Below are 23,985 nucleotides of genomic sequence, written 5' to 3' on the forward strand. Positions count from 1 at the left end.
TAGAAAAATTAACAGGATATGGATCGTTCAATGCGTTAAGGAACAGATCGCGACCAGTCGCCATCCGGAAAAATGCCCGTGCGTGAGGATTGCCCATGAGTGACGCCAGCATCGCCCCCCTGCGGATCGGGCCCGGGCGGGCCATTCCGCTGCAGGACCCGGCCGTGCCGGCGGAGGGCCCGGCGCTGCGGGCCCACCGGCTGCGCCGGCTGGCGGGGGCACTGCGGATCTTCGACCGGCGGGGCTTTGGGCAAGGGGCGACCGGCCATGTCTCCACCCGCGACCCGGCCGAGCCCGGCCGCTTCTGGGTGAATTCCCTGGACCGGCCCTTCGCCCTGGCGGCGCCGGACGATTTCATCCTGGCCGACGGCGCGGGCGCCGTGGCCGGGCCCCGCGGCGACCTGGACCGGGACGCCCTCGCCGATCATGCCGCCATCTATGCCGCCCGCCCGGACGTCAACGCCGTGATCGAGGCGCGCAGCCCGGCGACCGCCGCCTGGGCCACCCAGGGCCGCCTGCTGGCACCCCTGACCCAGGACAGTTGCACCTTTCACGGCGACCATGCGCTGCACGATCCCTTCAACGGCACGAACCAGGGCGTGACCTCCGCGCTTGCCGGGCACAAGGCCGTGATCGTGCAGCACCGGGGCGTGCTGACGGTCGCCGAAACCGTGGAGACGGCGGCCTGGTGGTTCATCACTTTCGACGATACCGCCAAGGTCCAGCTCCAGGCCGAGGCGGCGGGCACGCTTGCCCCGATCGAGGCCGCGGTCGCCGACGATACCGCCGCGCGCACCGGCAGCCCCCGCATCGGCCTGCACGGCTTCCTGACCCTGTGGCAAGATCTCGCCGCCCGCGATCCCGCCTTCGCCGGGGCCTGACCATGGTATCCGACGCGTTGCTGCGCGACCTTGCCGCCGAATTCGCCGCCCGCGCCGCGGCGGACGACCGCGAGGCGCGCTTTCCCTTCGAGAATTTCGCCAGCCTGCACCGGCACGGCCTCAGCGCCCTGACCGTGCCGAAGGCGCTCGGCGGCGGCGGCGCCGATCTCGCGACGGCGCGGCGCGTGATCTCCTGGGTCGCCCGGGGCGAGCCTTCGACCGCCCTGCTGCTGGGCATGCAATATAATTTCCAGCGGACCATCGCCCTCGGCGAGCACTGGCCGGAAGCGCTGAAGCGCCGGGTCGGCGGCGATGCCGTAACCAAGGGGGCCCTGGCCAACGGCCTGTTCGTCGAGCCCGAACTCGGCTCCCCCCAGCGGGGCGGCCTGCCTGCGACGACCGGGCGCCGCGTCGAAGGCGGCTGGCGCCTGAGCGGACACAAGCTCTACAGCACCGGCATTCCGATCCTCGAATGGCTGATCGTTCTCGGCCGGACCGACAATCCGGAACCGGCGGCGACGCTTTTCGTCGTGCACCGGGACTCGCCCGGCATTTCGGTGATCGAAAGCTGGGACCACCTGGGCATGCGCGCCAGCGGCAGCCACGAGACCGTCTTCACCGATGTCTTCGTGCCGGCCGACTTCGCCGTGCCCCTGCAGGGCCTCGGCTCGCGCGCCGATCCCGCCGCCGTCGCCTGGGGCACGGCGCTGACCGTCGCGCTCTATGACGGCATCGCGCGGGCGGCGCGAGACTGGCTGGTCGATTACCTGGCCCGGCGAACGCCTGCCAATCTCGGCGCCGCCCTGGCCACGCTGCCCCGGGTGCAGGAGAAGATCGGCACGATCGAAGCCCTGCTCCTGACCAACGAAGCCCTGCTGGACCGGGTGACTGCGGCGATCGACCAGGGCACGGCGATCGACGTCCAGCATGTGCCGCTGACCAAGCACATCGTCACCCGCAACGCGGTGGACGTGGTCCGCATCGGGCTGGATTTGACCGGCAATCCCGGCCTCAGCCGCCACAACCCGCTGGAACGCCACTACCGCGACGTCCTGTGCAGCAGGATCCACACGCCCCAGGACGATGTGATCCTGGGCAACGCCGGCCGCGCCGCCTTCGCCCTCGTGTGAGCGGCGGCGTTCGGCCGGCGCGCCGCAGCCGATCCGGCCGGCAGTTCACGGGGCCGGCACCTTCGCCCCGCCTTCCCCGAAATGCCCCTCGATCACCGGGCGGCGGCGCACCACCGCCCAGCCCTGGACCGGAATGACCGCGGCCAGCAGGACGGCACTGAGCAGGAAGCCGAAGGCAAAGCTGCCGGTGACATCCGCGACCCAGCCCGAAATCACGCCGCCGCTGGCGCCGATCACGGTCGCGGCAACGCAAAGGGTTGCATCGATGGTGACGAACTGGCGCATGCCGAACAACTGGCCCGTCACCACCGGGAAAAGCACCAGCGGCGCCGAATAGGCCAGTCCGAAAATGACGACGAAGGCATAGAAGATCGCATCGGTCAGGAACAGCAGGAAATAGCCGTTCATCGCGAAAATATAGGCGGTATAGGCCAGCAGCAAGGCGGGCTTCAGCAGCAGGATGCCGCCCGCCAGCCCGAAATAGCCGCTGTGCCAGCCCCGGACGGTGACGACATACTCCACAACACCGGAGACCGCGGCCCCGGCGGCGCCCCGTCTTGTCTCCGGCGCCATAGAGATAGACGTTCTCCCCCGTCCTCCCTGACGTCATGCTCACAGCCGGACCGCAAGCCCGGAGAAGGTCACTGCGCGCCTCAAGGCGATCCATAGCGCCCCCCTGAGCCGGAGCGTCTCGTTCAGACATGCGTAGCGGAACCGCTCGTTAAAAAGGCCTGCTACATCGGCTCGGCGGGCACAATGTAACGCCAGTCCATGCACGGCTCCCGCAACCGGCGCAGGATGGCCATCGACATCAACGCCGTCCCATTACCGCCGACCACGGCCAGAGGCTTGCCGCAATCGGCGATGGAACTGGATTCAACCGAAGATCCATGCGATTTCGATAAGGTCCTGGCATGATCGCCAATGCATCGATGGATGCCCCGATGACCCAGCGAGAAAAGTCTACAACGTCCCCCCTCCCCAGGCGCTTCGCGCATTCGGTAGAAGGGCTGCCCGAAACGTCGTGGGAGCCGCTGTCCCTTCACCTGTCGGCGGTCGGGAAACGGGCGGCTGAATTCGCCTTGTGGTTCGGCGCATCCACGCTGGCATTGGCCATGGGTTTGCTGCACGACATCGGCAAATTCTCTGCCGCCTACCAGAGTTACATCCGCAGGCCACGCGAGGCAGGCGGACCGAAGGGACCTGACCACAGTACGGCCGGCGCCAAAGAAGCGGTGCAATTGTATGGCCTTTACGGTCGGCTGATGGCCTTCGGGCTTGCCGGACATCATAGCGGATTGATGAACGGTTCCGGGTATGACGGGGTTGGCGCCTGTCTCGCCGATCGCCTGGGCAAAGGCGTGGAGCCCTATGACGGCTGGCAACCGCATGTGGCCGACCTGCCCGATCTCGAGGCGGTGAAACGGGGATTGCCCGAGCTGAAACCGAACGGCATCGCGGCGGGATTCGAATTTTCCTTCTTCATCCGCATGCTGTTCTCCTGCCTCGTCGACGCCGATTTTCTCGAGACGGAGCGTTTCTACGCGACGGCAAGCGGTATAACGCCACCCGGACGCGGCGGCACCGTCGAGACCAAGCACCTCGAGATCGTCCGCGCCCATCGGGCGAAGGCCCGCGGTGACGGCGGCAAGGTAAACCGGCTCCGCTCGAAGATCCTCGACCATGCCGTCGGCAAAGCCGACCTGCCGCCCGGCCTCTTCACCCTGACCGTGCCGACCGGTGGCGGCAAGACGCTGACCTCGCTCCGCTTCGCGCTGGAACATGCCCTCAGGCATAGGCTTCGCCGGGTCGTCTACGTCATTCCCTTCACGTCGATCATCGAGCAGACGGCACAGGTATTCAGAGAGGAGGTCGGGCTCGGCGACGCGGTTCTGGAACATCATTCCAGCTTCGACTGGGACCGGGACAGGCCCGCAAGTGACGACGAGGAAGGGGAAGGTGCCGCCGGCCTCGCCAAGCTGCGCCGCGATGCGGAGAACTGGGATGCCCCCATTGTCGTCACCACGGCGGTTCAATTCTTCGAGAGCCTGTTCGCCGCACGCACAAGCAAGGCCCGAAAACTGCACAATCTGGCGGGAAGCGTCGTCATTCTGGACGAGGCGCAGTCGATCCCGGTGAAACTGCTCCGTCCCTGCCTGGCAGCGATCGACGAGCTGGCGCGCAATTACGGCACGAGCATCGTGTTCTGTACCGCGACCCAGCCGGCCTTGCGCAAGGCGGACATGGCGTTGCCCCGGACGAAGAGCGGTGCGCTCGAAGGGCTGGATATCCCCGACGAGCGTGAACTCGCGCCCGATCCAAAGGGCCTCTATGAAGAATTGAAACGCGTGAAGGTCGAATGGCGGCGCACCCCCGTCAGTGACGAGGAAATCGCCGCCCGTTTCGCGGAACAGCCCCGGATGCTGTGCATCGTCAACAGCCGCGCCCACGCGCGCGACTTGTTCACCCTGCTCCGCGATCAGGGGCAGGAGGGCGCAGCTCACCTCACCACCCTGATGTGCGCACAGCATCGCCGCGACGTTCTGGCGAAGGTGCGGCAGGACCTGAAGAACAAGCGCCCCGTGCGCTTGGTCGCGACCAGCCTGATCGAGGCCGGCGTGGACGTCGACTTCCCCGAAGTATGGCGCGCAGCGGCCGGCCTGCAGAACATCGCGCAATCCGCCGGAAGATGTAACCGGGAGGGGCACCTGGACGGCTTCGGCCGCACAGTCGTTTTCGAGCCGGCCGGGCGCAGGATACCGCCTGCAATCGATGCCTTCTATGGCCCCGCCCGCCACCTGCTTCGGCGCGAAGGCCTCGATGTGCTGGGGCTCGACGCCATCGCCGGCTATTATCGCGAACTCTATTTTCAGCAAGGGTACGAGGCGCTGGACAAGGCCACCCTGGCGGGCGCGCCGTTCCCGATCGTTCCGGCGATCAGCGAGACAACGCGTCGCCTTGAGTTCCCCTTTTCTTCCATCGCCCAAGCGTTTCGCATGATCGACGACGTGATGGATCCGGTAATCGTGCCGCGGGACGAGGAGGCAAAGGCCGTGATCACCGCAATCCGCCAGGCCCCCTTCCCGCCCGCGGGTGCGCAACGCAAGTTGCAGCAATATACTGTCCCGGTGCCTGCGAAAACACGGGCTGCACTACTGGGCAGCGGTGCAGCACAAGCCGTCCGCCGGGATGACTACGGCGACCGCTTTGTCGTGCTGGAAAGTCTTTCGCTCTACGATCCTGACTTGGGCCTCAGCCTCGACGATCCCACCTGGCGCTCAAGCGAGAGCAACATAATTACCTGAGGCTACACATGAACGAAAAATACACTTGATAATTACGGAACAATAAAAGAACATTCCCGCCGGCGGAAGGAGTATCCGATGGGCATTCGGCTGCATGTCTGGGGCGAGCGCGCCTGCTTCACCAGGCCTGAAATGAAGGTGGAAAGGGTCAGCTATGACGTCATGACACCTTCGGCGGCACGGGGCATTCTCGAAGCCATACATTGGAAGCCGGCGATCCGGTGGCAGGTCGATCGCATTCACGTGCTGAAACCGGTCCGCTTCCAGTCGATCCGCCGCAACGAAGTAGGCACCAAGGCGAGCGTCGCCAATGCGGCAAGTGCGATGAAGCGCGGCACGACCGAGGGGTTGGGCATTCTGGTGGATGAGAATCGGCAACAGCGGGCCGCGCTGGTGCTGATCGACGTCGCCTATGTGATCGAGGCACGCTTCAGCCTGACCGCAAAGGCCGGGCTCGAGGATACGCCCGCCAAGCACATCAGCATGTTCAATCGCCGGGCGGAACTGGGCCAATGCTTTCATCGCCCCTGCCTCGGCACCCGCGAATTTCCCGCCGAATTCGCGCTGATCCCCGAAGGCGCGCCCCTGCCGCCTTGCGAACTGCCGCCGGACAAGCGCGACGACGATCTCGGCTGGATGCTGCACGACATCGATTTCGCCAATAATCGCAACGAGTCGCGTTTTTTCCGCGCGATGATGAACGGGGGCGTGATCGATGTGCCTCCCTTCGATGCGGTGGAGGTCGCCAGATGACCATCCTCCAGGCGCTCGACCGCTACTATCACCGGCTCGATGACGTGGTTGCGCCGGGCTGGAGCCGGGAAAAATTCGGCTGGTGCATCATCCTCGACAGGCAGGGCGAACCGGTTCTCGACCAGGATTTGCGCGACCTATCGGGCAAGAATCCCAAGCCGAAACTCTATGTCGTCCCGGCCGCGGTCAAGCGCACCGTCGGCGTCGCGCCCAACTTCCTGTGGGACAAATCCGCCTATGTCCTCGGGCGTACCGCCGGCGAGAATAAGCGAACAGCACAGGAGCACGCGGCCTTTGTGGCCTTCCATATGGCTCGGCTGCGTGGACAAAACGATGAGGGACTGGTCGCGTTACGCCTTTTCCTTGAAAAATGGACACCGGCCCGTTTCGACGCGGCGCCCTTCAGGCCCGAGATGCTGGATGCCAACATCATGTTCCGGCTGGAGGGCGACACTGTCTACCTGCATGAACGGCCCGCGGCCCGCGCACTGGTGGAGGCGAAACCGGAGGACGGAAAGAAGGAGAACGTCTTTTGCCTGATCACCGGCGAGCCGAGTGCGATCGCACGTCTGCATCCCACGATCAAGGGCGTGGAAGGGGCGCAGACCGCCGGTGCGGCACTGGTGTCCTTCAACCTCGACGCCTTTGCCTCGCTTGGCAAGGAGCAGGGGGAAAATGCGCCGACCAGCGAAATGGCTGCCTTCCGCTACGGCGCAGCGCTAAATCACCTGTTGACCCGAGACGGGCCCAACCGCATCCGCCGCCCGATCGGCGATGCGACGGTCGTCTTCTGGGCTGACGCCGGCAACGCGAAGGCGGCTGCCGCGGCCGATGGCTGGTTCGGTGCGGCTCTGGCCGGCGACATTACCGATGCCGATGAAGCGCGCAAGCTGCGCGAGGAACTGGAAAAGGTTGCCAAGGGTCGCCCGCTTGCCGAATTGCGACCCGGCATTGAGGACGGCACGCGCTTTCACGTGCTCGGCCTGTCGCCCAACGCCGCGCGACTGTCGGTGCGCTTCTGGCTTTCGGACGACCTCGACGCCTTCGCCCGCCGGCTGGCGGCGCACCATTCGGATCTCAAGCTCGAACCCGCCCCGGAGGGCTGGGGGGCCGCCCCTTCGGTCAACCGCCTGCTTGTGCGCAGCATTGCGTTGCAGGGGGAGTTCAAGAACATCCCGCCGCTGCTGGCCGGCGAAGTGATGCGCGCAGTCCTGTCGGGCGGGCGCTACCCGCAAAGCCTGCTTGCCGCCACGATCATCCGATTGCGCGCCGGCGACGATCCCTTGAGCGGCTGGCATGTCGCTGTCATTCGAGCCGTGCTGACCCGCGACCATCGCTTGCGTTTTCAGAAGGAGGACGTGCCTGTGAGCCTTGCACGCGAAGAACCCAACAAGGCCTATCAGCTCGGCCGCTTGTTCGCGGTTCTGGAAGCCGCACAGCGCATGGCGCTGGGCAAGACCAACACCACCATCCGCGACCGTTATTTCGGTGCCGCCTCGGCAACACCCGCGGGGGTGTTTCCGCTGCTGCTGCGGGGCGTCCAGAACCATCTGGGCAAGCTCCGCAAGGATGGCAAGGGCGGCTGGATCGAACGCGAGATCGAGGAGATTCTCGACAAGCTCTCGCTCGACCTGCCCCGCGCCCTGCCGCTTGCCGAACAGGGCCGTTTCGCCGTCGGCTACTACCACCAGCGCAAGGAACGGTTCAAAGGCAGGCCCGAAGAGGCCGCCTCGTCCGAAGCCGCTGAAAAAGGGGACGATGAATGAGCAATCCCGTGATCAACCGCCATGAGTTTGTCCTCTATTTCGACGTGACGAACGGCAATCCCAATGGGGATCCGGATGCGGGCAACCTGCCGCGCCTGGATCCCGACACCAACCAAGGGCTGGTGTCGGACGTCGCACTGAAGCGGAAAGTGCGCAACTATGTGGCACTCGTCGGCGGCGAGGCGCCCGGGCAGGAAATTTATATGTCCGAGGGTGCTACACTCAACAATCAGCACAAAAGGGCATGGGCCGCCGTCCTGCCTGATGTGAAAGACGACAAGACGCTGAAGGACGGGCCCAAGGACAGGAACAGGGCCCGCGAGTTGACAGCCTGGATGTGTGCCAATTTTTGGGATATCCGCACCTTTGGCGCCGTGATGTCGACCGGGGTGAACGCCGGGCAGGTGCGCGGGCCGGTGCAATTCGCCTTCGCCCGTTCGGTCGAGCCGATCCTGCCGTTGGAGATTTCCATCACCCGCATGGCCGCGACGACAGATGCGGACGCAGAGGCGAAGGGCGGACGCACCATGGGCCGCAAGCATATCGTTCCCTATGGTCTCTATCGTGCGCATGGCTATGTCTCCGCGCCGCTTGCCTCGCATAAGGTCAAGGGCACCGGCTTTTCCGAGGACGATCTGGAACTGCTTTGGCAGGCACTCCTGAACATGTTCGACCACGATCGCTCTGCCGCACGGGGCGAGATGGCGACGCGTAAACTGATCGTCTTCCGCCATGCAGGCGCACTTGGCAACGCCCAGGCGCAAAGCCTGTTCGGCCGTGTGAAGACCTGGCGGGTGCATCAGGATGCCGTGCAGGAGATCGGCAGCCCCGCCATCGACAATTGGCCGCCCGCGCGCAAATGGGAGGATTACAAGGTAACGGTCGATAGCACCAATCTTCCCGCCGGCATCGAGATCATCGAGCGATAGCCGGATGACCGCGCCGCCCCCGCCGGACCCTGCCGCAGAGGATGCATTGGTGCCGCTTTCGGCGCTTCAGCATTACCTCTTCTGCCCTCGGCAATGTGCGCTGATCCATGTCGAACGCATCTGGGCCGAGGACGGCGCAACCGCCGAAGGGCGCCTCCTTCACGAGCGCGTTGACGGCGGCAAGCCCGATCGGCGGCAGGGCGTCCGGGTGGTGCGCGGCCTGACGCTCCGCTCATTTGCGCTCGGGCTTTCCGGCAAGGCCGATGTAGTCGAATTTCGTGGCGGGGTGGCCTATCCCATCGAATACAAGCGCGGCCGCCCCAAGTCACATCGCGCAGACGAGGTGCAACTCTGCGCTCAGGCCCTCTGCCTCGAGGAGATGTTCGGCACGACCATACCCGAGGGCGCACTGTTCTACGGTCAGACGAAAAAACATCAGCGCATCGTTTTTGACGCGGAATTGCGCCGCCTCACCAAGGACGTCGCCGCCGAAACACGCGCGATGATCGCAGGCGCCCTCACGCCGCAGCCTCGTGCCATGCCCGCATGCCGCCACTGCTCCCTGTTCAGCCATTGCCAGCCCGAGCGACTTGAAAAACCGCCGGTCATCCGCCGCTGGCTTGCCGGACAATTGGCGGACTGAAACGGCGGAGATCATGCGCCGTCACCTTAATACGATCTATGTCACCAGCGAAGGCGCCTGGCTGCGCAAGGACGGCGCGAACATCGTCGTCGAGGTGGATGGCAGCGAGCGGGGCCGCGCGCCGATGCACATGATCGGCGGCATCGTCTGCTTCAGCCGCCCCGGTGCGTCGCCTGCCTTGATGGCCGCCTGCGCCGAGGCTGGAATCACGCTCTCCTTCCTGTCGCCCGAAGGCAAATTTCTTGCACGTGTCGAGGGGCCGCGAAGCGGCAACGTTCTGCTGCGTCGGACCCAATATCGGCTGGCGGATGATCCGGGGCATGCCCTGTCGATCGTGCAAGGCATCGTCGCCGCCAAGACGGCGAACCAGCGCACCGTTCTGCGCCGCGCCCTGCGCGACCACGGTGACCGGATGAGCGACACTGCCCGTGCGGCCATCGAAGCTGCCGAACAGCGGCTGTTCCACAGTGCCCGGCGTGCATCCGTGGCCGGGGATGTCGCCACGCTCCGCGGCATGGAAGGCGAAGCCGCACTCACCTACTTCAATGTATTCGACACGATGATCCAAGGCGACAAATCGGTCTTTCGCTTCAACGGCCGTTCGCGCCGGCCACCACTCGACCGGGTGAACGCGCTTCTTTCCTTTCTTTACGCCATGCTGGGTCACGATTGCCGCTCCGCATTGGAAAGTGTCGGCTTTGATCCGCAGGTCGGCTTTCTCCACGCCGATCGCCCGGGTCGTGCCGGCCTCGCACTCGATCTGATGGAAGAAATGCGCCCTGTCCTTGCCGACAGACTGGCTCTCACCCTGATCAACCGTGGACAGCTGAAGGCACGGGATTTCGTGGTGGACGACGGGGGTGCGGTCTCCCTCGCCGACGAAGGCCGAAAGGCCGTACTGGTGGCCTGGCAGGAACGAAAGAAGCGTGAATTGCGCCACCCGTTCCTGGGCGAGAACATGGCGCTGGGACTGGTGCCGCACGTTCAGGCCCTGCTGCTGTCCCGTCATCTGCGTGGCGACATCGACGGTTACCCTCCCTTCATCTGGAAATGACCGATGCTGATGCTCGTTGCCTACGACGTGAATACCGGGGACTCAACGGGATCCAAACGATTACGCCGCGTGGCGAAAGCCTGTCTGGACTTTGGGCAACGTGTCCAGAACTCGGTCTTCGAATGCGAAGTGAGCCCCGCTCAATGGGCCATGTTGCGTGCCCGACTAATCGCCGAAATCGATATCGACAAGGACAGCCTGCGTTTTTACCGCTTGGGCGCAGACGGGAAACGCAGAGTTGAGCACGTCGGCGCAAAGCCCGTCCTGGACCTGGACGGCCCCTTGCTGTTCTGACCACATGCGAACCCGAATCTATCGGCCCTTCGACGCAGGGTTCGCGCACGACTTTTTCTTTTTTTGTTTCAAGTCGTTGGCAATGGACCACCTCGCGCCGACTACCGCTACGACAAACCACCGCGCACCGGTTCGCGCGAAAGCGCCCATTAGCGTTTGTTTCTCATAGTGCTATGGGTATGCGGTCGCCTCCCGCACGGAGGCGTGGATCGAAACGCCAAAGTGCCGCGGAACAGGATTTTCGCCGCGGTCGCCTCCCGCACGGAGGCGTGGATCGAAACCGGATTGATTGGGCACGAACAACTCCGGCTGCCGCGTCGCCTCCCGCACGGAGGCGTGGATCGAAACAGGTCAGCCAGTGGATCGACGACATCCGCAGCAAGTCGCCTCCCGCACGGAGGCGTGGATCGAAACCGCCTGGGGCTGGAGCACCTGCGTGCCCTTGAACGTCGCCTCCCGCACGGAGGCGTGGATCGAAACGCCTCGACCTCATCGGCCCACGCGCGGGCGGCGGGTCGCCTCCCGCACGGAGGCGTGGATCGAAACGATCAGGTAAAGGCCGTCGCCGTCGAACCTGTCGTCGCCTCCCGCACGGAGGCGTGGATCGAAACCGCCCGGGCTGGCGGCCATTTGAGCCGGCGGGTGAGTCGCCTCCCGCACGGAGGCGTGGATCGAAACGCCGCGCTTGCCGCTGCTGCCCAGCCCGGCACAGGTCGCCTCCCGCACGGAGGCGTGGATCGAAACTGCGGGCCGCCGCTCGTCCAGGATCGGACGCAGAGGTCGCCTCCCGCACGGAGGCGTGGATCGAAACGTCGAGGGTACCGCCGAAGAGACCTTCGTTGCCAAGTCGCCTCCCGCACGGAGGCGTGGATCGAAACCAGCGCACGACTTCCCCCCAGCCACTGCTCGCCATGTCGCCTCCCGCACGGAGGCGTGGATCGAAACTGTAAAGATCGGCGCGCCGCCCCTCCCCTCCACAGGTCGCCTCCCGCACGGAGGCGTGGATCGAAACCATTTGAGGTATTCGGCAACCGCCTCGATCGCGGGTCGCCTCCCGCACGGAGGCGTGGATCGAAACTCCCCGGAACGCTACATCCAGGCGATCGGCGAAAGTCGCCTCCCGCACGGAGGCGTGGATCGAAACTTTCATGCCTTCTTGCTCTTCAAACCTAGAGCATAGTCGCCTCCCGCACGGAGGCGTGGATCGAAACCCCGAAGTCACCCCGGAGCCGGCCCGATGAGCGGTCGCCTCCCGCACGGAGGCGTGGATCGAAACCCGCCGGTCAATCGATGACCAGGCATGCACGAGGGGTCGCCTCCCGCACGGAGGCGTGGATCGAAACGTAAAACCGCTACGATGGCGGATCAGATCCACAGGTCGCCTCCCGCACGGAGGCGTGGATCGAAACTCAAAGCGCTTGCGCGGCCGGCGGCCGCCGTACTGTCGCCTCCCGCACGGAGGCGTGGATCGAAACAACCAGCTTTTCGGCCGTGATCTGGATGGCCGCGTCGCCTCCCGCACGGAGGCGTGGATCGAAACTCGGAGGCGAGCATTGCGCCTCACTTTGATGATGGTCGCCTCCCGCACGGAGGCGTGGATCGAAACCCGAGGCGCTGGCCTGGACGGCCGACCTCACCAGGTCGCCTCCCGCACGGAGGCGTGGATCGAAACCCGAAACCACCCGGGTTGCTTGTCGGGTGATAGTGTCGCCTCCCGCACGGAGGCGTGGATCGAAACTTCCGTCGCCCCTTTCGTCCTGATCGAGGGTCGGTCGCCTCCCGCACGGAGGCGTGAATCGAAACGGATAGAGCAGCGAGGTGGCGTGATCGCCCCAGGTCGCCTCCCGCACGGAGGCGTGGATCGAAACTTTGTGGTGCGACCCGACGCCTTGATGCCGTAACGTCGCCTCCCGCACGGAGGCGTGGATCGAAACGTGGATCGAGAAGAAAGAAAGCGCGTAGCTGGGTGGTCGCCTCCCGCACGGAGGCGTGGATCGAAACGCCGCCGAACTGGTGGATGGCGGCATAGGCCGCAGTCGCCTCCCGCACGGAGGCGTGGATCGAAACGCGCAGGAGCAATCCGGCGCGTCCGGCCGGTGGAAGTCGCCTCCCGCACGGAGGCGTGGATCGAAACCAGGAAAACGTGAAGGTCTCGGGGCTGGACGCCCGTCGCCTCCCGCACGGAGGCGTGGATCGAAACCACTTGGTCGTCGGCGATCGAGCACTGCGCCCGCGTCGCCTCCCGCACGGAGGCGTGGATCGAAACTTCCCCGGAGATAAAGCTAAAGCTGCCGGCGAAAAGTCGCCTCCCGCACGGAGGCGTGGATCGAAACCTCGAACACGACGTGTGACACTCCATATTGCAAGGTCGCCTCCCGCACGGAGGCGTGGATCGAAACGCCGAAGGATCGTGGGCGGCAATTCATGGTGACGGTCGCCTCCCGCACGGAGGCGCGGATCGAAACGCGCTGCCTGCCGGTCCTCAGCCGGCGTCGGGCGTCGCCTCCCGCACGGAGGCGTGGATCGAAACCGCGCGCCGGCACCAGGTTAGTTAGGAATTTTCGTCGCCTCCCGCACGGAGGCGTGGATCGAAACCCCGAATTCCGCGAGGCCGCGCGCCGGCGCCAACGGTCGCCTCCCGCACGGAGGCGTGGATCGAAACTACCACGGCCGGGAGCAGCGGGACGTGGAGACCAAGTCGCCTCCCGCACGGAGGCGTGGATCGAAACCCTTGGGATGATGCCTATGGCGACCCCCGCCCCTTGTCGCCTCCCGCACGGAGGCGTGGATCGAAACAATCAATCGCCTTGGCAGCACTGCCATGCCCAGCGTCGCCTCCCGCACGGAGGCGTGGATCGAAACCTTTCAGCAGGCGATTGAGTGCGCCGCAGGAAGGTCGCCTCAGCGATACCGTGATCGAACCCGAGATTTCCTCGTTCACATCGAAATCATAGGCATAGGCCGTCGCCCCCGCGCCGAGCGCACAGACCGCCGTGGTCGCCAGCAGGCGCCGCCAAGCGCGACCGGAACCGCCGCGAGCCCCGTGCTCCCCTTCATCACGTTCATGCCTCCTCCCCCGCCCCGCCCCGCCGCGCCGTCTGTCCATGCAGACGGTTCGCGGCTTTGCTGTCTTTATCGGACTTCTCGACAGGTAATCAGTTCGTTCCCATGCGCCGGATGGCATCGGGCGTGAACTTCGAGGGATCGACGTCCTGAACATTCCAGTTCAGCATCTTTTCCTCGTTCTTCAGGCCGAAGACGACATAGCGGCCGGACTGCAGGTCGTAGGTCGCCTCCAGCGCGGACAAGCAGAGGGGAATGTCGTAATAATTGACGATCGGCGCATCCTGGATCCGCCACAGTTCGCCGCGGCCGTCATAGAGATCGGCGGTGGCGATATTCCAGCTGTCCTCGTCGATATAGAAGGTGCGGCGGGCTAGAGGTGGCGGGGGCCTTCCTTCAGCTTGGCCTCGCCCCCCCAAGGTGCGGTGCAGTTCGTAGCGGCCGAGTTCCGGATTGAGGTGGGTCGGCACCAGAAGCTGCTTGTAGGCCACCTTGTCCGACATGTAATCGAAGGCATTATAGCCGATGGCCTTCTCCGCCTCGTCGGGCGTTTCAGCCGGCAGGATCAGCGCAGGAACCCCCGGAAGCGCCGCAAGGAATAGGCAAACAGCAGGCCCCCGATCAGCAGCAGCATGAGCAACTGCGGCCAGACGACATCGATCCCCGCCCCCCGGAACAGGATCGACTGGGCCAGGATGACGAAATGGGTATTGGGTGCCGCCAGCATGACGTGCTGCACCAGTTCCGGCATGTTCTCGCGCGGGGTCTGCCCCCCGGACAACATCTGCAACGGCAGCAGCACCATCATCAGCAGCAGGCCGAACTGCGGCATCGAGCCCGCCACCGTGGCCAGGAATATCCCGAGGGCGGTGGTCGAGAACAGCAGCAGCACCATGCCGGCGACGAAAAGCAGCAGCGACCCCTGGAGCGGGATCCGCAACAGGCCCTCCGCGACGACGACCAGCGAAAAGGTCGAGGCCAGCAGCACGACAAGCCCCATGGACCAGATCTTGGCAATCATGATTTCCAGCGGGGTGACCGGCATGACCAGCAGGTGTTCGATGGTGCCATGCTCGCGCTCGCGGATCAGGGCCGCGCCGGACAGGACAATGGCCAGCATGGTGATGCTGTTGATGATGCTCATCACCGCACTGAACCAGCCTTTGTTCAGTTCCGGATTGAAGCGGGCGCGCAGGTTGAGCGCCACCGGCGGGGCCGCCGCCGTCCGGCTGCGGCCGAGGAATTCCTCGATTTCGCCGGCCACGATGCTCTGCACATAGCCGCCGCCGCTGAACGCCTGGGACATGCGCGTGGCATCGACATTCAACTGGATGACGGGCGCCTTGCCCGCCAGCACGTCGCGCTGAAAGCCGGGCGGAATATCCAGCGCGAAAGTATCGAGCCCGCTGTCCATCCGCCGGTCCATTTCGGCGATCGAGATCATGCGCGGCGCGACGAAGTAAGGCGGATAGAAGGAGGCCGAGATCCGCCCGGAAAGAGGGGAGCGATCCTCGTCCACGATGGCGATGGTCGCCCGGTTCAAGGTTTCCGGCGCCGAGGTCGCGGCGGTATAGACCGACAGGGTGAAGGAGAAGACGATCAGGACCATCATCACCGGGTCGCGCAGCAACCCCCGCAATTCCTTGATCCCGAGTTGCAGGATGTTGGACGACAGCATCCCGTCAGCTTTCCTGCTTCTTCAGGAGAAGGGCGCCGATGCCGAGCAGGACCGGGACGGACAGCGCCAGCGGCAGCAGGCTGCCCGCCAGGTCGCCGAAGCCCAGGGCCTTCGAAAACACCCCGCGGGAAACGATCATGAAATAGGTCGTCGGATAGAGTTCGGCGATCACCGCCCCCGCCCCTTCGAGCGAAGACACCGGATCGACCAGCCCGGAATATTGCACCGCCGGCAGGATGGTGAGCAGGGAGGTGGCGAAGACCGCCGCCACCTGGCTTTTCATGAAGGACGAAATGACGAGGCCGATCGCCGTCGCCGCGCCGAGATAGAGCAGGGCCGCCAGGGCAAAGACCGTGAAGCCGCCGGTGAAGGGCACCTTGAAAACGAAAACCGCCAGCGCCGTCAGCAACAGGAAATTGACCATGGCCAGGGCGACATAGGGCGCCTGCTTGCCGACCAGAAACTCCAGCCTGGTCACCGGGGTTACATAGAGATTGGTGATCGACCCCAGTTCCTTTTCCCGGACGACGCTCAAGGTCGCCAGCATGGCCGGGATCAGCATCAGCAGGACCGGGATCACCGCCGGCACCATGGCGACGAGGCTTTTCACATCCGGGTTGTAACGATAGCGGATCTCCAGCCCGAAACCGGGGCCGGCCCCCTTCCCGCCCGCCGCCCGGGACGACAGCCAGGCCGCATGCATGCCCTGGACGTAACCGCTCACGGTCTCGGCCCGCTGGGGATTGGCCCCGTCGATCCAGCCGCCGACGGCGACCGGCCTGCCCCGCAGCACGTCACGCCCGAACCCCGGCGGGATCTCGATCGCCAGATGCAATTCGCCGGCGCGCATCCGCCGGTCCATGTCCGCCTCGTCGGCGATCGGCGGCTTCTCCACGAAATAGCGGGAACCGGCGATTTCGAGCACATAGGCGCGGCTGATGGTCGAATCGTCGCGGTCGAGCACGGCGAAGGTCAGGTCCTCCACATCCATGTTCACGCCGAAGCCCATGACCACCATCAGGATCAGGCTGCCGAGGACGGCGATGGTCGCCCGGATCGGATCGCGCCAAAGCTCCAGCGTTTCGCGCCGGGCATAGCTCGCCATCCGGCGCGGATCGAAGAAAGAGCGGACGGATGAGGCCGTGCCTATAGGGGGGTGCACGGCCCCACCCGTCCCGTCGGCCTGGGGGGAAACAGGCCGACTGCCGGCCTGCGGGGGGGCAGGCCGGTGGGTCGAGGCACCGATCGCGTCTTCCAGATGGGCGATGAAGGCTTCCTCCAGGGTGGAAACCCCCTTCCCGGCCATGATCGCCGCCGGCGCGGCGCTGACCAGAACCCGGCCGCCATGCATCAGCGAGATGCGGTCGCAAAGGGCGGCCTCGTTCATGAAGTGGGTCGAAACGAAGATGGTCACGCCGTCCCGGCGCGACAGGTCGGCCAGGATGCGCCAGAACCCGTCCCGTGCCACCGGATCGACGCCCGAGGTCGGCTCGTCCAGGATCAGGATGTCCGGGGCATGGATCATGGCGACGGCCAGCGACAGCCGCTGGCGGATGCCGAGGGGCAGCGCCTCCGGCAGGCTGTCCATCACCCCGCCGAGATCGAAACGGGCGGCCATTTCCGCGATCCGGGCCGGGATCGCGGCCGGGTCCAGCTTGAACAGGCGGGCGTGGAGGGCGAGATTCTGGCGGACGCTCAATTCGCCATAAAGCGAGAATGCCTGGCTCATATAGCCGACACGGCGGCGGACGGCCATATCGTCCGGATCGATCGCCTCGCCGAAAAGCCTCGCCGTTCCCGATGTCGCGGGCAGAAGGCCGGTGAGCATCTTCATCGTGGTGGTCTTGCCGCAGCCGTTGGAGCCGAGAAAGCCGAATATCTCGCCCCGGGGAATGGCGAAGCTGACATTGTCGACGGCAGTGAAATCGCCGAAACGCATGGTCAGGTTGCTGGCCTCGATGGCCTTGCCGCCCGCCGGGTCCAGGGGCCGGGGCGGGATCGACAGCGGCTCGGGGCTGCCGCGCTCCGCCGCCGGCAGCAGGCGGATGAAGGCGGCGTCGAGATTGTCCGTCGCGGTCTGGCGCAGCAGGTCGCCGGGCGTGCCGGTCGCCAGGATGCGGCCGGCGTTCATGGCCACCAGCCAGTCGTAACGCGACGCTTCCTCCATATAGGCCGTGGAGACGAGCACGCTCATGCCCGGCCGGTCGGCGCGGATGCGGTCGATCAATTCCCAGAATTGCCGGCGCGACAGGGGATCGACCCCGGTGGTCGGCTCGTCCAGGATCAGGAGGTCGGGATCGTGGATCAGGGCGCAGCACAGGCCCAGCTTCTGTTTCATGCCGCCCGAGAGCTTGCCCGCCGGCCGGTCGCGGAACGGGGCAAGGCCGGTGCTTTCGAGCAGCACGTCGATGCGCGCCGCGCGCTCTGCCCGCCCCTGGCCGAACAGCCGGGCGAAGAAGTCCACATTCTCGAAGACCGACAGCGTGTGATAGAGGTTGCGCCCCAGGCCCTGCGGCATATAGGCGACACGCGGGCACAGGCGCCGGCGATGGCCGGCATCGCGCATATCCCCGCCGAGGACCGTGAGGCTTCCCTCCTGCAAGGCGCGGGCGCCGGCGATCAGGGACAGCAGGCTGGATTTGCCGACGCCGTCCGGCCCGATCAGCCCCACCATCCGGCCCGCCGGAATATCCAGCGACAGGCCGTCGAGCGCCACCGTCCGGCCATAGGCAAGACGCAGCCCTTCGAAGCGGACGGCGGCCGCCCCGGTCATTGCACCAGGTTCGTGTCGAGCGCGGGGGGCCAGGCGGTCTCCGGGTCCAGGCGGACATGGGCCATGCCCGGCAGCCCGGTCTTCACCTGGCGGAGATAACGGGCGAGCAGTTCAGGGGCGATCCGCGCACGCACCCGGAACATCAGCTTCAGCCGCTCCTCCTCCGTCTCCACCGTCTTCGGGGTGAACTGGGCGACATCGGCCACGAAGGAAACGCTGGCCGGGATGACGACGTCGGGCGCGGCGTCGATCACCAGGCGGACGTCGGCCCCCAGGGCCACCCGTCCGGCCTGCTGCGTCGGCAGGAAGAAGGTCATATAGACGTCCGACACATCGACCATGTTGACGACCCGGCCGCCGCCGGCCAGCACTTCCCCCGGCTGGGCCACCAGATACTGGATGCGGCCGTCCCTGGGGGCGCGCAGCGTGCCGTCGGCGATATCGGCATCCAGGCTTTCGATGGCCGCCCGGGCCGCCTCGACCGCCGCCTCGGCGTCGACGACCTGGGCCTTGGCGGCGCCGATGGCCGCATCGGCGGCGGCGAGGGAGGCCTTGGCCGCGCTGAGGGCGGCGGCGGCGCTGCGCGCCGCGGCGCGGTCGTCGTCCACCGTCTGCCGGGAAACCGTGCTGTTGCGCAGAAGCTGTTCGGACCGGGCCAGCTTGCTTGCCGCCGCCTCCAGTTCCGCCTCGCGCTGTTCGACCACCGCCTGGGCGGCGTCCTTCTCGGCCTCGCGCTGGCTCACCAGGCTGCCGGCCGTGCCGATGGCGATCTCCGCGCGGCGCAACTGCGCCCCGGCCTCGCGCTTGCGGGCGGCGAGCTGGGCGACATCCATCTGGGCGATAACCTGTCCGGCGGTGACGAAATCGCCCTCCCGCACCAGGACATCCTTCAGCCGGCCGCCGGTCTTGGCCGCGATATCGATCTCGACCGCCTCGAGGCGCCCGTTGCCGCTGGCGATGCCGGGCGGCATGCCGCTGTCCGCCGCCTTCTGCCACACCAGGTAACCGACGATGCCGGCGACAACCGCAAGACCCGCGACCAGTCCCTTCCCGCCCCGCAACTTCATACTCGTCCCCCGGGATGCATATCCCCTGGTGCGCACAAGCGGTCGCCGGACCGGCCAGGCGCTCGAAACCTTCCGGGCGGCAACGCCCTTCGGCCCTAGGAAAAATCACCGGGCCATCAATGTCAACACTTGTTGACTTACCGACTTCATGCTCTCCATTGGGCCGGTCCGCAGTCGGACCGGCCCCGCGAACAAGAACACCGGACAGGACATGGGCAAAGAACAGGCGGCGCGGAAAGCGATCGTGCGCGGCGAGGGCGAAACCCGCCAGCGCATCCTCCAGGCCGCGCTTCGTCATTTCGCGGCCGCGTCTTTCGACGAGGCCAGCCTTCGGGATATTGCGGGCGATGTCGGCGTCGATGTCGCCTATGTCCACCGCTGCTTCGGCTCGAAGGAAGGCTTGTTCCGCGAAGTGCTGGACGCGGCCGACGAGACCGTGAATCTTGCCGGTCTCGGCCCCGAAATGCTGACCGAGACCCTGGCCCGGCTGATCTTCGAACAGCCTTCCGTCCCGCTGGCGGCCGAGGTCGATCCCTTCCTGATCTTCGTCCATTCGCTTGCCAGCCAGAAGGCTGGCGGCCTGGTCGGGGAACGGATGGAAAGAAACTTCCTCGATCCCATCCGCCACGGCTTCGGCCACCCGGGCGCCTTCCAGGCCACCATGATCGGCTCGCTGCTGATCGGCCTCGGCCTGCTGCGCAACCTGCTGCGCCTGCCCGCCGCGACCGGGATCGACGATGCCGCCGCAGAAGCGATGATCCGCGACGCCATCAGGGCGCTCGCCGCACTGAAGGCGCCCGCGGACCCCGCCGCGGCCGATTGATTGCCCCGGTTCCGGTTGTGCGGCTGCCACCGAACAGCCCCGGGCTTGCGGCAGCGGGGCCGATAGCCCCCCTGCCGGCTGCGCCACGCGGGAACCGCCGTCCCGCCTTGCGTTCGGCTATTCCTTGTAGCCGTATTCCGGCACGTTGCCGCTGGCGCCGTAATATTTGTAGGGCAGGAACTTGCCCGACATGACGATCTTCACCCGGTCGCCGCGCGGGTTGGGCAGGCGTTCCATGGTCATGTCGAAATCGATCGCCGACATGATGCCGTCGCCGTATTCCTCCTCGATCAGGGCTTTCCAGGCCGGGCCGTTCACCATCACCAACTCGTAGAAGCGATAGATCAGGGGATCGGTCGGCGGCATGGCCATGCCGCGCATGGGCGTTTCGTTCAGCATGGTGATTTCGGCCCCGCTCAGGGCGAACAGCTTGCCGGCGGCTTCCGCCTGGGGCCGGGTCAGCTTCATCTGGCCGAGGATGGCGCCGACGATCAGCACCTCGGAATAGCCGCCGATCTGTTCGCAGATGTATTTCCACGACCAGCCGTTCTCGCGCTTGGTGTCGAGCAGTTTCTCCGTCAGGTCTTCGCGCTTCATTCTTGATCTCCGTTCGATGCTGGGCGGGTGAGGGTCAGAGGCCGGCGACGGCGGCAAGGCGATGGGCTGGCGCAGGGTCTTCGCCGCGCTCGGCGCCCGGGGCGATCACGGGCACCTGGCGCGGGTTGTGGCCGGGGGTGGCGGCCCGGAAGGTCCGGCTGCGGGTGACCAGGAAATCGACGATATGGTTCCGCACCGGGTAGTAGTCGGGGTGCCGGTGCAGGTCGGCACGGGCCCGTCCCTTGGGCAGCGGGTTGCGGATGACCTCGGCCAGGACGGCGCCGGGGCCGTTGGTCATCAGGAAGATCTTGTCGGCGAGGAAGATCGCCTCGTCGACGTCATGGGTGATCATGAAGGAGGTCTGGCCGGTCTCGATACAGATGCGCCGCACCTCGTCCTGCAAGGTGCCGCGGGTCAGAGCGTCGAGGGCGGAAAAGGGCTCGTCCATCAGCAGGATCTTCGGCTCGATGGAAAGGGCCCGGGCGATGCCCACGCGCTGCTTCATGCCGCCGGACAGTTCCGAGGGGCGCTTGTGCTCCGCCCCGGCCAGGCCGACCAGGGCGATGAATTTCCGCGCGTGATCCTTCACCCGCGCCGCCGGCCACGCGGGCCACCTGGAGGCGACGGCATAGGCGACATTGCCGAGCACGCTGCGCCAGGGCAGCAGGGCATGGCTCTGGAAGATCACGGCGCGGTCGAGGCTGGTGCCGGCGATCGCCTTGCCGTCGACGATCACCGTGCCCTCGCTCGGCGCGTCGAGCCCGGCGAGGATGTTGAGCACCGTGGTCTTGCCGCAGCCCGAATGGCCGATGACGCAGCCGAATTCGCCCCGGTCGAGCGAGAGCCACAGATCCTCGAAAATCGTCGTGTCCGAGCTGGCGCCCTTGCCGGGATAGCGGCGGGCGATGCCTTCGATCGAAATGAAACGGGTCATCGGCGTCACTCCGGGAAAGTAACCATGCGCGTCAGCCGGGCGAGCAGCTGGTCGAACAGCATGCCGATCAGGCCGATGACGAGGATGGCGATGATGACGTTGGTGATGGAAAGATTGTTCCACTCGTTCCAGACGAAGTAACCGATGCCGGTACCGCCGACGAGCATTTCGGCGGCGACGATCACCAGCCAGGCGATGCCGATCGAGATGCGCATGCCGGTCAGGATGGTCGGGGCCGCCGCCGGCAGGATCACGGTGAAGGCGCGGCGCAGCACGCCGACCTCGAGGGTGCGGGCGACATTGATCCATTCCCGCCGGACCGAGGCGACGCCGAAGGCGGTGTTCACCAGCATCGGCCAGAGCGCGCAGATGAAGATGACGAAGATCGCCGATATGCCGGAATCCTTGATCGTGTAGAGCGCCAGGGGCATCCAGGCCAGGGGCGAAATCGGCTTCAGCACCTGGATGAAGGGATCGATCGCGCGCGAGACGAGGGGCGACATGCCGATGAGAAAGCCGAGCGGGATCGCGACCGCGACCGCCAGCAGGTAACCGAGCATGACCCGCCCGATCGAATAGGCGAGCTGGATGCCGAGGCCCTTGTCGTTCGGGCCGTTGTCGTAGAAGGGATCGCTCAGGTGCTGCCAGAGCCGGCTGCCGACTTCCGCCGGCCCCGGCATGGCCGAGGCCCCTTGCGTGACCTGGATGCCCATCAGCCGGGCATAGTCGGGATCGACGGCGGCACCGGTGCCGCCGCCCTGGACCGCCAAGTGCCAGAGGCCGAGGAAGACGAGAAGCAGGGCGACCGAAAGGGCCGCCGCCCGGAGGTTGAGGGAGGCGCCCATGTCAGTTCGCCCGCTTGATCGGGAAACTGTCGAGATAGGCTTCGGGCGCGGCCGGATCGAAGGTCTTGCCCATGACGACGAAGGTCTTGGTCACCTCCTTCGGCGGGGTCAGGCCGGCTTCGGCCATGAGCTTTGCCGTATCGGTCGCGAGGAAGACTTCCCGGGCGATGGCATTGTAATCGATCTCGCCCTTCACCTGCCCCCAGCGCTTCATCTGGGTCAGGATCCAGACCGCGAAGGACTGCCAGGGGAAGGGATCGAAATCGACGCGGTTCGGCTGGCGCACGATATTGCCGAGACCATCGGCGAAAGTGCCGGTCAGGATCTGTTCCAGCACGATTTCCGGCTGGTTCAGGTAATTGGCCGGGGCGATGGCGGCGGCGATATCCTTGCGGTTCTCCGCCTTGGAGGCGAAGGCCGTGGCATCGATGATCGACTTCAGCAGCGCCGCATAGGTATTGGGCAGGGTCTCGATGAAATCCCTGGAGGCCGCGAAGGCGCAGCAGGGATGCCCCTCCCAGATCTCCTTGGTCAGGATGTGGATGAAACCCACCCCGTCATAGACCGCGCGCTGGTTCATCGGATCCGGGCCGAGGAAACCGTCCAGGTTCTCGGCGCGCAGGTTGGCGACCATTTCGGGCGGCGGCACGGCGCGGATCTGCACGTCGGTATCGGGATCGAGGCCGTGCTCGGCCAGATAGTAACGCAGCAGGTAATTATGCATCGAATAGTCGAAGGGCACGGCGAACTTGAACCCCTTCCAGTCCTTGGGGTCGCGGCGGTCCTTGTGCTTCAGGGCAAGGGTGATCGCCTGGCCGTTGATATTCTCGACCGCCGGCATGGCATAGCGCTGCGGCGTCGAGCCGATGCCCATGGTGATCGCCAGCGGCATGGGCGACAGCATGTGGGCGGCGTCATATTCCTTGTTCAGGGTCTTGTCGCGGATCACCGCCCAGCCGGCGGTCTTGATCACCTCGACGTTCAGCCCGTGCCGGGCATAGAAGCCCATGGGTGCCGCCATGATGATGGGGGTGGCGCAGGTGATCGGGATGAAGCCGATCTTGAGGTCCGGTTTCTCGATCGCGCCGCCTTCGGCGAAAACCTCGGTCGCCAGCCCCAGCGGGAAGACCTGGGAAACGGCGGCCAGCGCCGCCGGCACCCCGACGGCCCGCAGGAAGGCGCGGCGCGTCGCATCCTGCGGGAAGATCGCCCGCATCACGGCACCCGCGACCGCCGTCTCATACTGCGTCTCGGTGCCGGCGGAGACCTGCGCCGCGCGGAACTGGCGGTCATGCTCGCCCTGGCTGGCATGGCGGCCGCAGGCGCAGCCGGTCCCTTGCAGGGTGGTACGGTCGTCGAATGGATTCTTGAACATGGTATCCCCTTGCGTCTTGCCTGCTCGTTGAATGGCAAGGGGCGTGCCAATCTCGAATATTTTTCCAGGGCATTG

Annotated in this window: 19 protein-coding genes and 1 CRISPR repeat array; of the genes, 10 read left to right on the forward strand and 9 right to left on the reverse strand. The window is 65.9% G+C overall.

Annotation, left to right across the window (positions count from 1 at the left end):
* The first annotated feature begins 95 nt into the window (after nucleotides 1–95).
* Both DKG75_RS20090 and DKG75_RS20095 read left to right on the forward strand, forming a co-directional pair.
* The gene (locus DKG75_RS20090) at nucleotides 96–881 is read left to right on the forward strand and encodes a class II aldolase/adducin family protein (RefSeq protein ID WP_109922980.1); all 786 of its coding nucleotides are present in this window, start codon (nucleotides 96–98) and stop codon (nucleotides 879–881) included.
* 2 nt (nucleotides 882–883) lie between these two features.
* Nucleotides 884–2,011 (forward strand): acyl-CoA dehydrogenase family protein, encoded by a 1,128-nt coding sequence (locus tag DKG75_RS20095; RefSeq protein WP_109922981.1) that lies wholly within the window; start codon nucleotides 884–886, stop codon nucleotides 2,009–2,011.
* Between the two features lie 45 nt (nucleotides 2,012–2,056).
* On the opposite strand, the gene DKG75_RS20100 is transcribed toward DKG75_RS20095, so the two are convergent.
* A complete protein-coding gene (locus DKG75_RS20100) occupies nucleotides 2,057–2,584 on the reverse strand; it encodes an MFS transporter (RefSeq protein ID WP_109922982.1) in 528 nt (175 codons plus the stop codon).
* A 341-nt stretch (nucleotides 2,585–2,925) separates the two neighbouring features.
* On the opposite strand from DKG75_RS20100, the gene DKG75_RS20105 reads away from it, so the two are divergent.
* From DKG75_RS20105 to cas2, 7 genes are all read left to right on the forward strand, one after another.
* On the forward strand, nucleotides 2,926–5,316 hold the full coding sequence (locus DKG75_RS20105) for a CRISPR-associated endonuclease Cas3'' (RefSeq protein ID WP_243746585.1): 2,391 nt from the start codon (nucleotides 2,926–2,928) through the stop codon (nucleotides 5,314–5,316).
* Between the two features lie 78 nt (nucleotides 5,317–5,394).
* On the forward strand, nucleotides 5,395–6,069 hold the full coding sequence (gene cas5c, locus DKG75_RS20110; RefSeq protein WP_109922983.1) for a type I-C CRISPR-associated protein Cas5c: 675 nt from the start codon (nucleotides 5,395–5,397) through the stop codon (nucleotides 6,067–6,069).
* The gene (cas8c, locus tag DKG75_RS20115; RefSeq protein WP_109922984.1) at nucleotides 6,066–7,835 is read left to right on the forward strand and encodes a type I-C CRISPR-associated protein Cas8c/Csd1; all 1,770 of its coding nucleotides are present in this window, start codon (nucleotides 6,066–6,068) and stop codon (nucleotides 7,833–7,835) included. Before cas5c ends, cas8c begins: the two co-directional genes overlap by 4 nt.
* Nucleotides 7,832–8,764 carry a type I-C CRISPR-associated protein Cas7/Csd2 gene (gene cas7c / locus DKG75_RS20120; RefSeq protein WP_109922985.1) on the forward strand — a complete coding sequence of 311 codons (933 nt, stop codon included), beginning with the start codon at nucleotides 7,832–7,834 and terminating at the stop codon, nucleotides 8,762–8,764. Before cas8c ends, cas7c begins: the two co-directional genes overlap by 4 nt.
* Before the next feature lie 4 nt (nucleotides 8,765–8,768).
* Entirely contained in the window at nucleotides 8,769–9,407 is a 639-nt protein-coding gene (gene cas4 / locus DKG75_RS20125) for a CRISPR-associated protein Cas4 (protein WP_109922986.1), read from the forward strand.
* A 13-nt stretch (nucleotides 9,408–9,420) separates the two neighbouring features.
* Nucleotides 9,421–10,461, forward strand: a complete 1,041-nt coding sequence (cas1c, locus tag DKG75_RS20130) for a type I-C CRISPR-associated endonuclease Cas1c (protein WP_109922987.1) — start codon at nucleotides 9,421–9,423, stop codon at nucleotides 10,459–10,461.
* A gap of 3 nt (nucleotides 10,462–10,464) precedes the next feature.
* A complete protein-coding gene (gene cas2, locus DKG75_RS20135; RefSeq protein WP_109922988.1) occupies nucleotides 10,465–10,755 on the forward strand; it encodes a CRISPR-associated endonuclease Cas2 in 291 nt (96 codons plus the stop codon).
* A 184-nt stretch (nucleotides 10,756–10,939) separates the two neighbouring features.
* Nucleotides 10,940–13,617: a CRISPR direct-repeat array (repeat unit 32 nt; unit sequence GTCGCCTCCCGCACGGAGGCGTGGATCGAAAC).
* A 293-nt stretch (nucleotides 13,618–13,910) separates the two neighbouring features.
* Here cas2 and DKG75_RS20140 read toward each other — a convergent pair.
* Genes DKG75_RS20140 through DKG75_RS20155 form a run of 4 tightly spaced genes read right to left on the reverse strand, consistent with a single transcriptional unit; the run spans nucleotide 13,911 to nucleotide 19,336 of the window.
* Entirely contained in the window at nucleotides 13,911–14,468 is a 558-nt protein-coding gene (locus tag DKG75_RS20140; protein ID WP_342352183.1) for a DUF1329 domain-containing protein, read from the reverse strand.
* Nucleotides 14,384–15,496, reverse strand: coding sequence for an ABC transporter permease (locus tag DKG75_RS20145; RefSeq protein WP_109922990.1), 1,113 nt, complete (start codon nucleotides 15,494–15,496; stop codon nucleotides 14,384–14,386). Before DKG75_RS20145 ends, DKG75_RS20140 begins: the two co-directional genes overlap by 85 nt.
* Nucleotides 15,497–15,500: 4 nt before the next feature.
* Nucleotides 15,501–18,269 (reverse strand): ribosome-associated ATPase/putative transporter RbbA, encoded by a 2,769-nt coding sequence (gene rbbA, locus DKG75_RS20150; RefSeq protein ID WP_109922991.1) that lies wholly within the window; start codon nucleotides 18,267–18,269, stop codon nucleotides 15,501–15,503.
* On the reverse strand, nucleotides 18,266–19,336 hold the full coding sequence (locus DKG75_RS20155; protein WP_109922992.1) for an HlyD family secretion protein: 1,071 nt from the start codon (nucleotides 19,334–19,336) through the stop codon (nucleotides 18,266–18,268). The genes rbbA and DKG75_RS20155 overlap by 4 nt, the downstream gene beginning before the upstream one ends.
* A 211-nt stretch (nucleotides 19,337–19,547) precedes the next feature.
* Here DKG75_RS20155 and DKG75_RS20160 point away from each other — a divergent pair, with 211 nt between their 5' ends.
* Nucleotides 19,548–20,159, forward strand: a complete 612-nt coding sequence (locus DKG75_RS20160; RefSeq protein WP_166646567.1) for a TetR/AcrR family transcriptional regulator — start codon at nucleotides 19,548–19,550, stop codon at nucleotides 20,157–20,159.
* 117 nt (nucleotides 20,160–20,276) lie between these two features.
* On the opposite strand, the gene cynS is transcribed toward DKG75_RS20160, so the two are convergent.
* Genes cynS through DKG75_RS20180 form a run of 4 tightly spaced genes read right to left on the reverse strand, consistent with a single transcriptional unit; the run spans nucleotide 20,277 to nucleotide 23,910 of the window.
* Nucleotides 20,277–20,756, reverse strand: coding sequence for a cyanase (gene cynS / locus DKG75_RS20165; RefSeq protein ID WP_109922994.1), 480 nt, complete (start codon nucleotides 20,754–20,756; stop codon nucleotides 20,277–20,279).
* Between the two features lie 34 nt (nucleotides 20,757–20,790).
* On the reverse strand, nucleotides 20,791–21,690 hold the full coding sequence (locus tag DKG75_RS20170) for an ABC transporter ATP-binding protein (protein WP_109922995.1): 900 nt from the start codon (nucleotides 21,688–21,690) through the stop codon (nucleotides 20,791–20,793).
* 5 nt (nucleotides 21,691–21,695) lie between these two features.
* The gene (ntrB, locus tag DKG75_RS20175; protein WP_109922996.1) at nucleotides 21,696–22,535 is read right to left on the reverse strand and encodes a nitrate ABC transporter permease; all 840 of its coding nucleotides are present in this window, start codon (nucleotides 22,533–22,535) and stop codon (nucleotides 21,696–21,698) included.
* A 1-nt stretch (nucleotide 22,536) separates the two neighbouring features.
* On the reverse strand, nucleotides 22,537–23,910 hold the full coding sequence (locus DKG75_RS20180; protein ID WP_109922997.1) for a CmpA/NrtA family ABC transporter substrate-binding protein: 1,374 nt from the start codon (nucleotides 23,908–23,910) through the stop codon (nucleotides 22,537–22,539).
* Nucleotides 23,911–23,985: the final 75 nt, after the last annotated feature.

The organism is Zavarzinia compransoris, assembly GCF_003173055.1.
Taxonomy (GTDB): Bacteria; Pseudomonadota; Alphaproteobacteria; order Zavarziniales; family Zavarziniaceae; genus Zavarzinia; species Zavarzinia compransoris.

Excerpts from the sequence above, each read along its gene's own strand:
- DKG75_RS20105 (WP_243746585.1), top strand. The coding sequence starts at position 2,926 with ATGATCGCCAATGCATCGATGGATGCCCCGATGACCCAGCGAGAAAAG.
- cas2 (WP_109922988.1), top strand. The coding sequence starts at position 10,465 with ATGCTGATGCTCGTTGCCTACGACGTGAATACCGGGGACTCAACGGGA.
- DKG75_RS20095 (WP_109922981.1), top strand. The coding sequence starts at position 884 with ATGGTATCCGACGCGTTGCTGCGCGACCTTGCCGCCGAATTCGCCGCC.
- DKG75_RS20100 (WP_109922982.1), bottom strand. The coding sequence starts at position 2,584 with ATGGCGCCGGAGACAAGACGGGGCGCCGCCGGGGCCGCGGTCTCCGGT.
- DKG75_RS20155 (WP_109922992.1), bottom strand. The coding sequence starts at position 19,336 with ATGAAGTTGCGGGGCGGGAAGGGACTGGTCGCGGGTCTTGCGGTTGTC.
- ntrB (WP_109922996.1), bottom strand. The coding sequence starts at position 22,535 with ATGGGCGCCTCCCTCAACCTCCGGGCGGCGGCCCTTTCGGTCGCCCTG.
- cynS (WP_109922994.1), bottom strand. The coding sequence starts at position 20,756 with ATGAAGCGCGAAGACCTGACGGAGAAACTGCTCGACACCAAGCGCGAG.
- DKG75_RS20170 (WP_109922995.1), bottom strand. The coding sequence starts at position 21,690 with ATGACCCGTTTCATTTCGATCGAAGGCATCGCCCGCCGCTATCCCGGC.
- DKG75_RS20180 (WP_109922997.1), bottom strand. The coding sequence starts at position 23,910 with ATGTTCAAGAATCCATTCGACGACCGTACCACCCTGCAAGGGACCGGC.
- cas8c (WP_109922984.1), top strand. The coding sequence starts at position 6,066 with ATGACCATCCTCCAGGCGCTCGACCGCTACTATCACCGGCTCGATGAC.
- cas7c (WP_109922985.1), top strand. The coding sequence starts at position 7,832 with ATGAGCAATCCCGTGATCAACCGCCATGAGTTTGTCCTCTATTTCGAC.
- cas4 (WP_109922986.1), top strand. The coding sequence starts at position 8,769 with ATGACCGCGCCGCCCCCGCCGGACCCTGCCGCAGAGGATGCATTGGTG.
- DKG75_RS20160 (WP_166646567.1), top strand. The coding sequence starts at position 19,548 with ATGGGCAAAGAACAGGCGGCGCGGAAAGCGATCGTGCGCGGCGAGGGC.
- cas5c (WP_109922983.1), top strand. The coding sequence starts at position 5,395 with ATGGGCATTCGGCTGCATGTCTGGGGCGAGCGCGCCTGCTTCACCAGG.
- DKG75_RS20090 (WP_109922980.1), top strand. The coding sequence starts at position 96 with ATGAGTGACGCCAGCATCGCCCCCCTGCGGATCGGGCCCGGGCGGGCC.
- rbbA (WP_109922991.1), bottom strand. The coding sequence starts at position 18,269 with ATGACCGGGGCGGCCGCCGTCCGCTTCGAAGGGCTGCGTCTTGCCTAT.
- cas1c (WP_109922987.1), top strand. The coding sequence starts at position 9,421 with ATGCGCCGTCACCTTAATACGATCTATGTCACCAGCGAAGGCGCCTGG.
- DKG75_RS20145 (WP_109922990.1), bottom strand. The coding sequence starts at position 15,496 with ATGCTGTCGTCCAACATCCTGCAACTCGGGATCAAGGAATTGCGGGGG.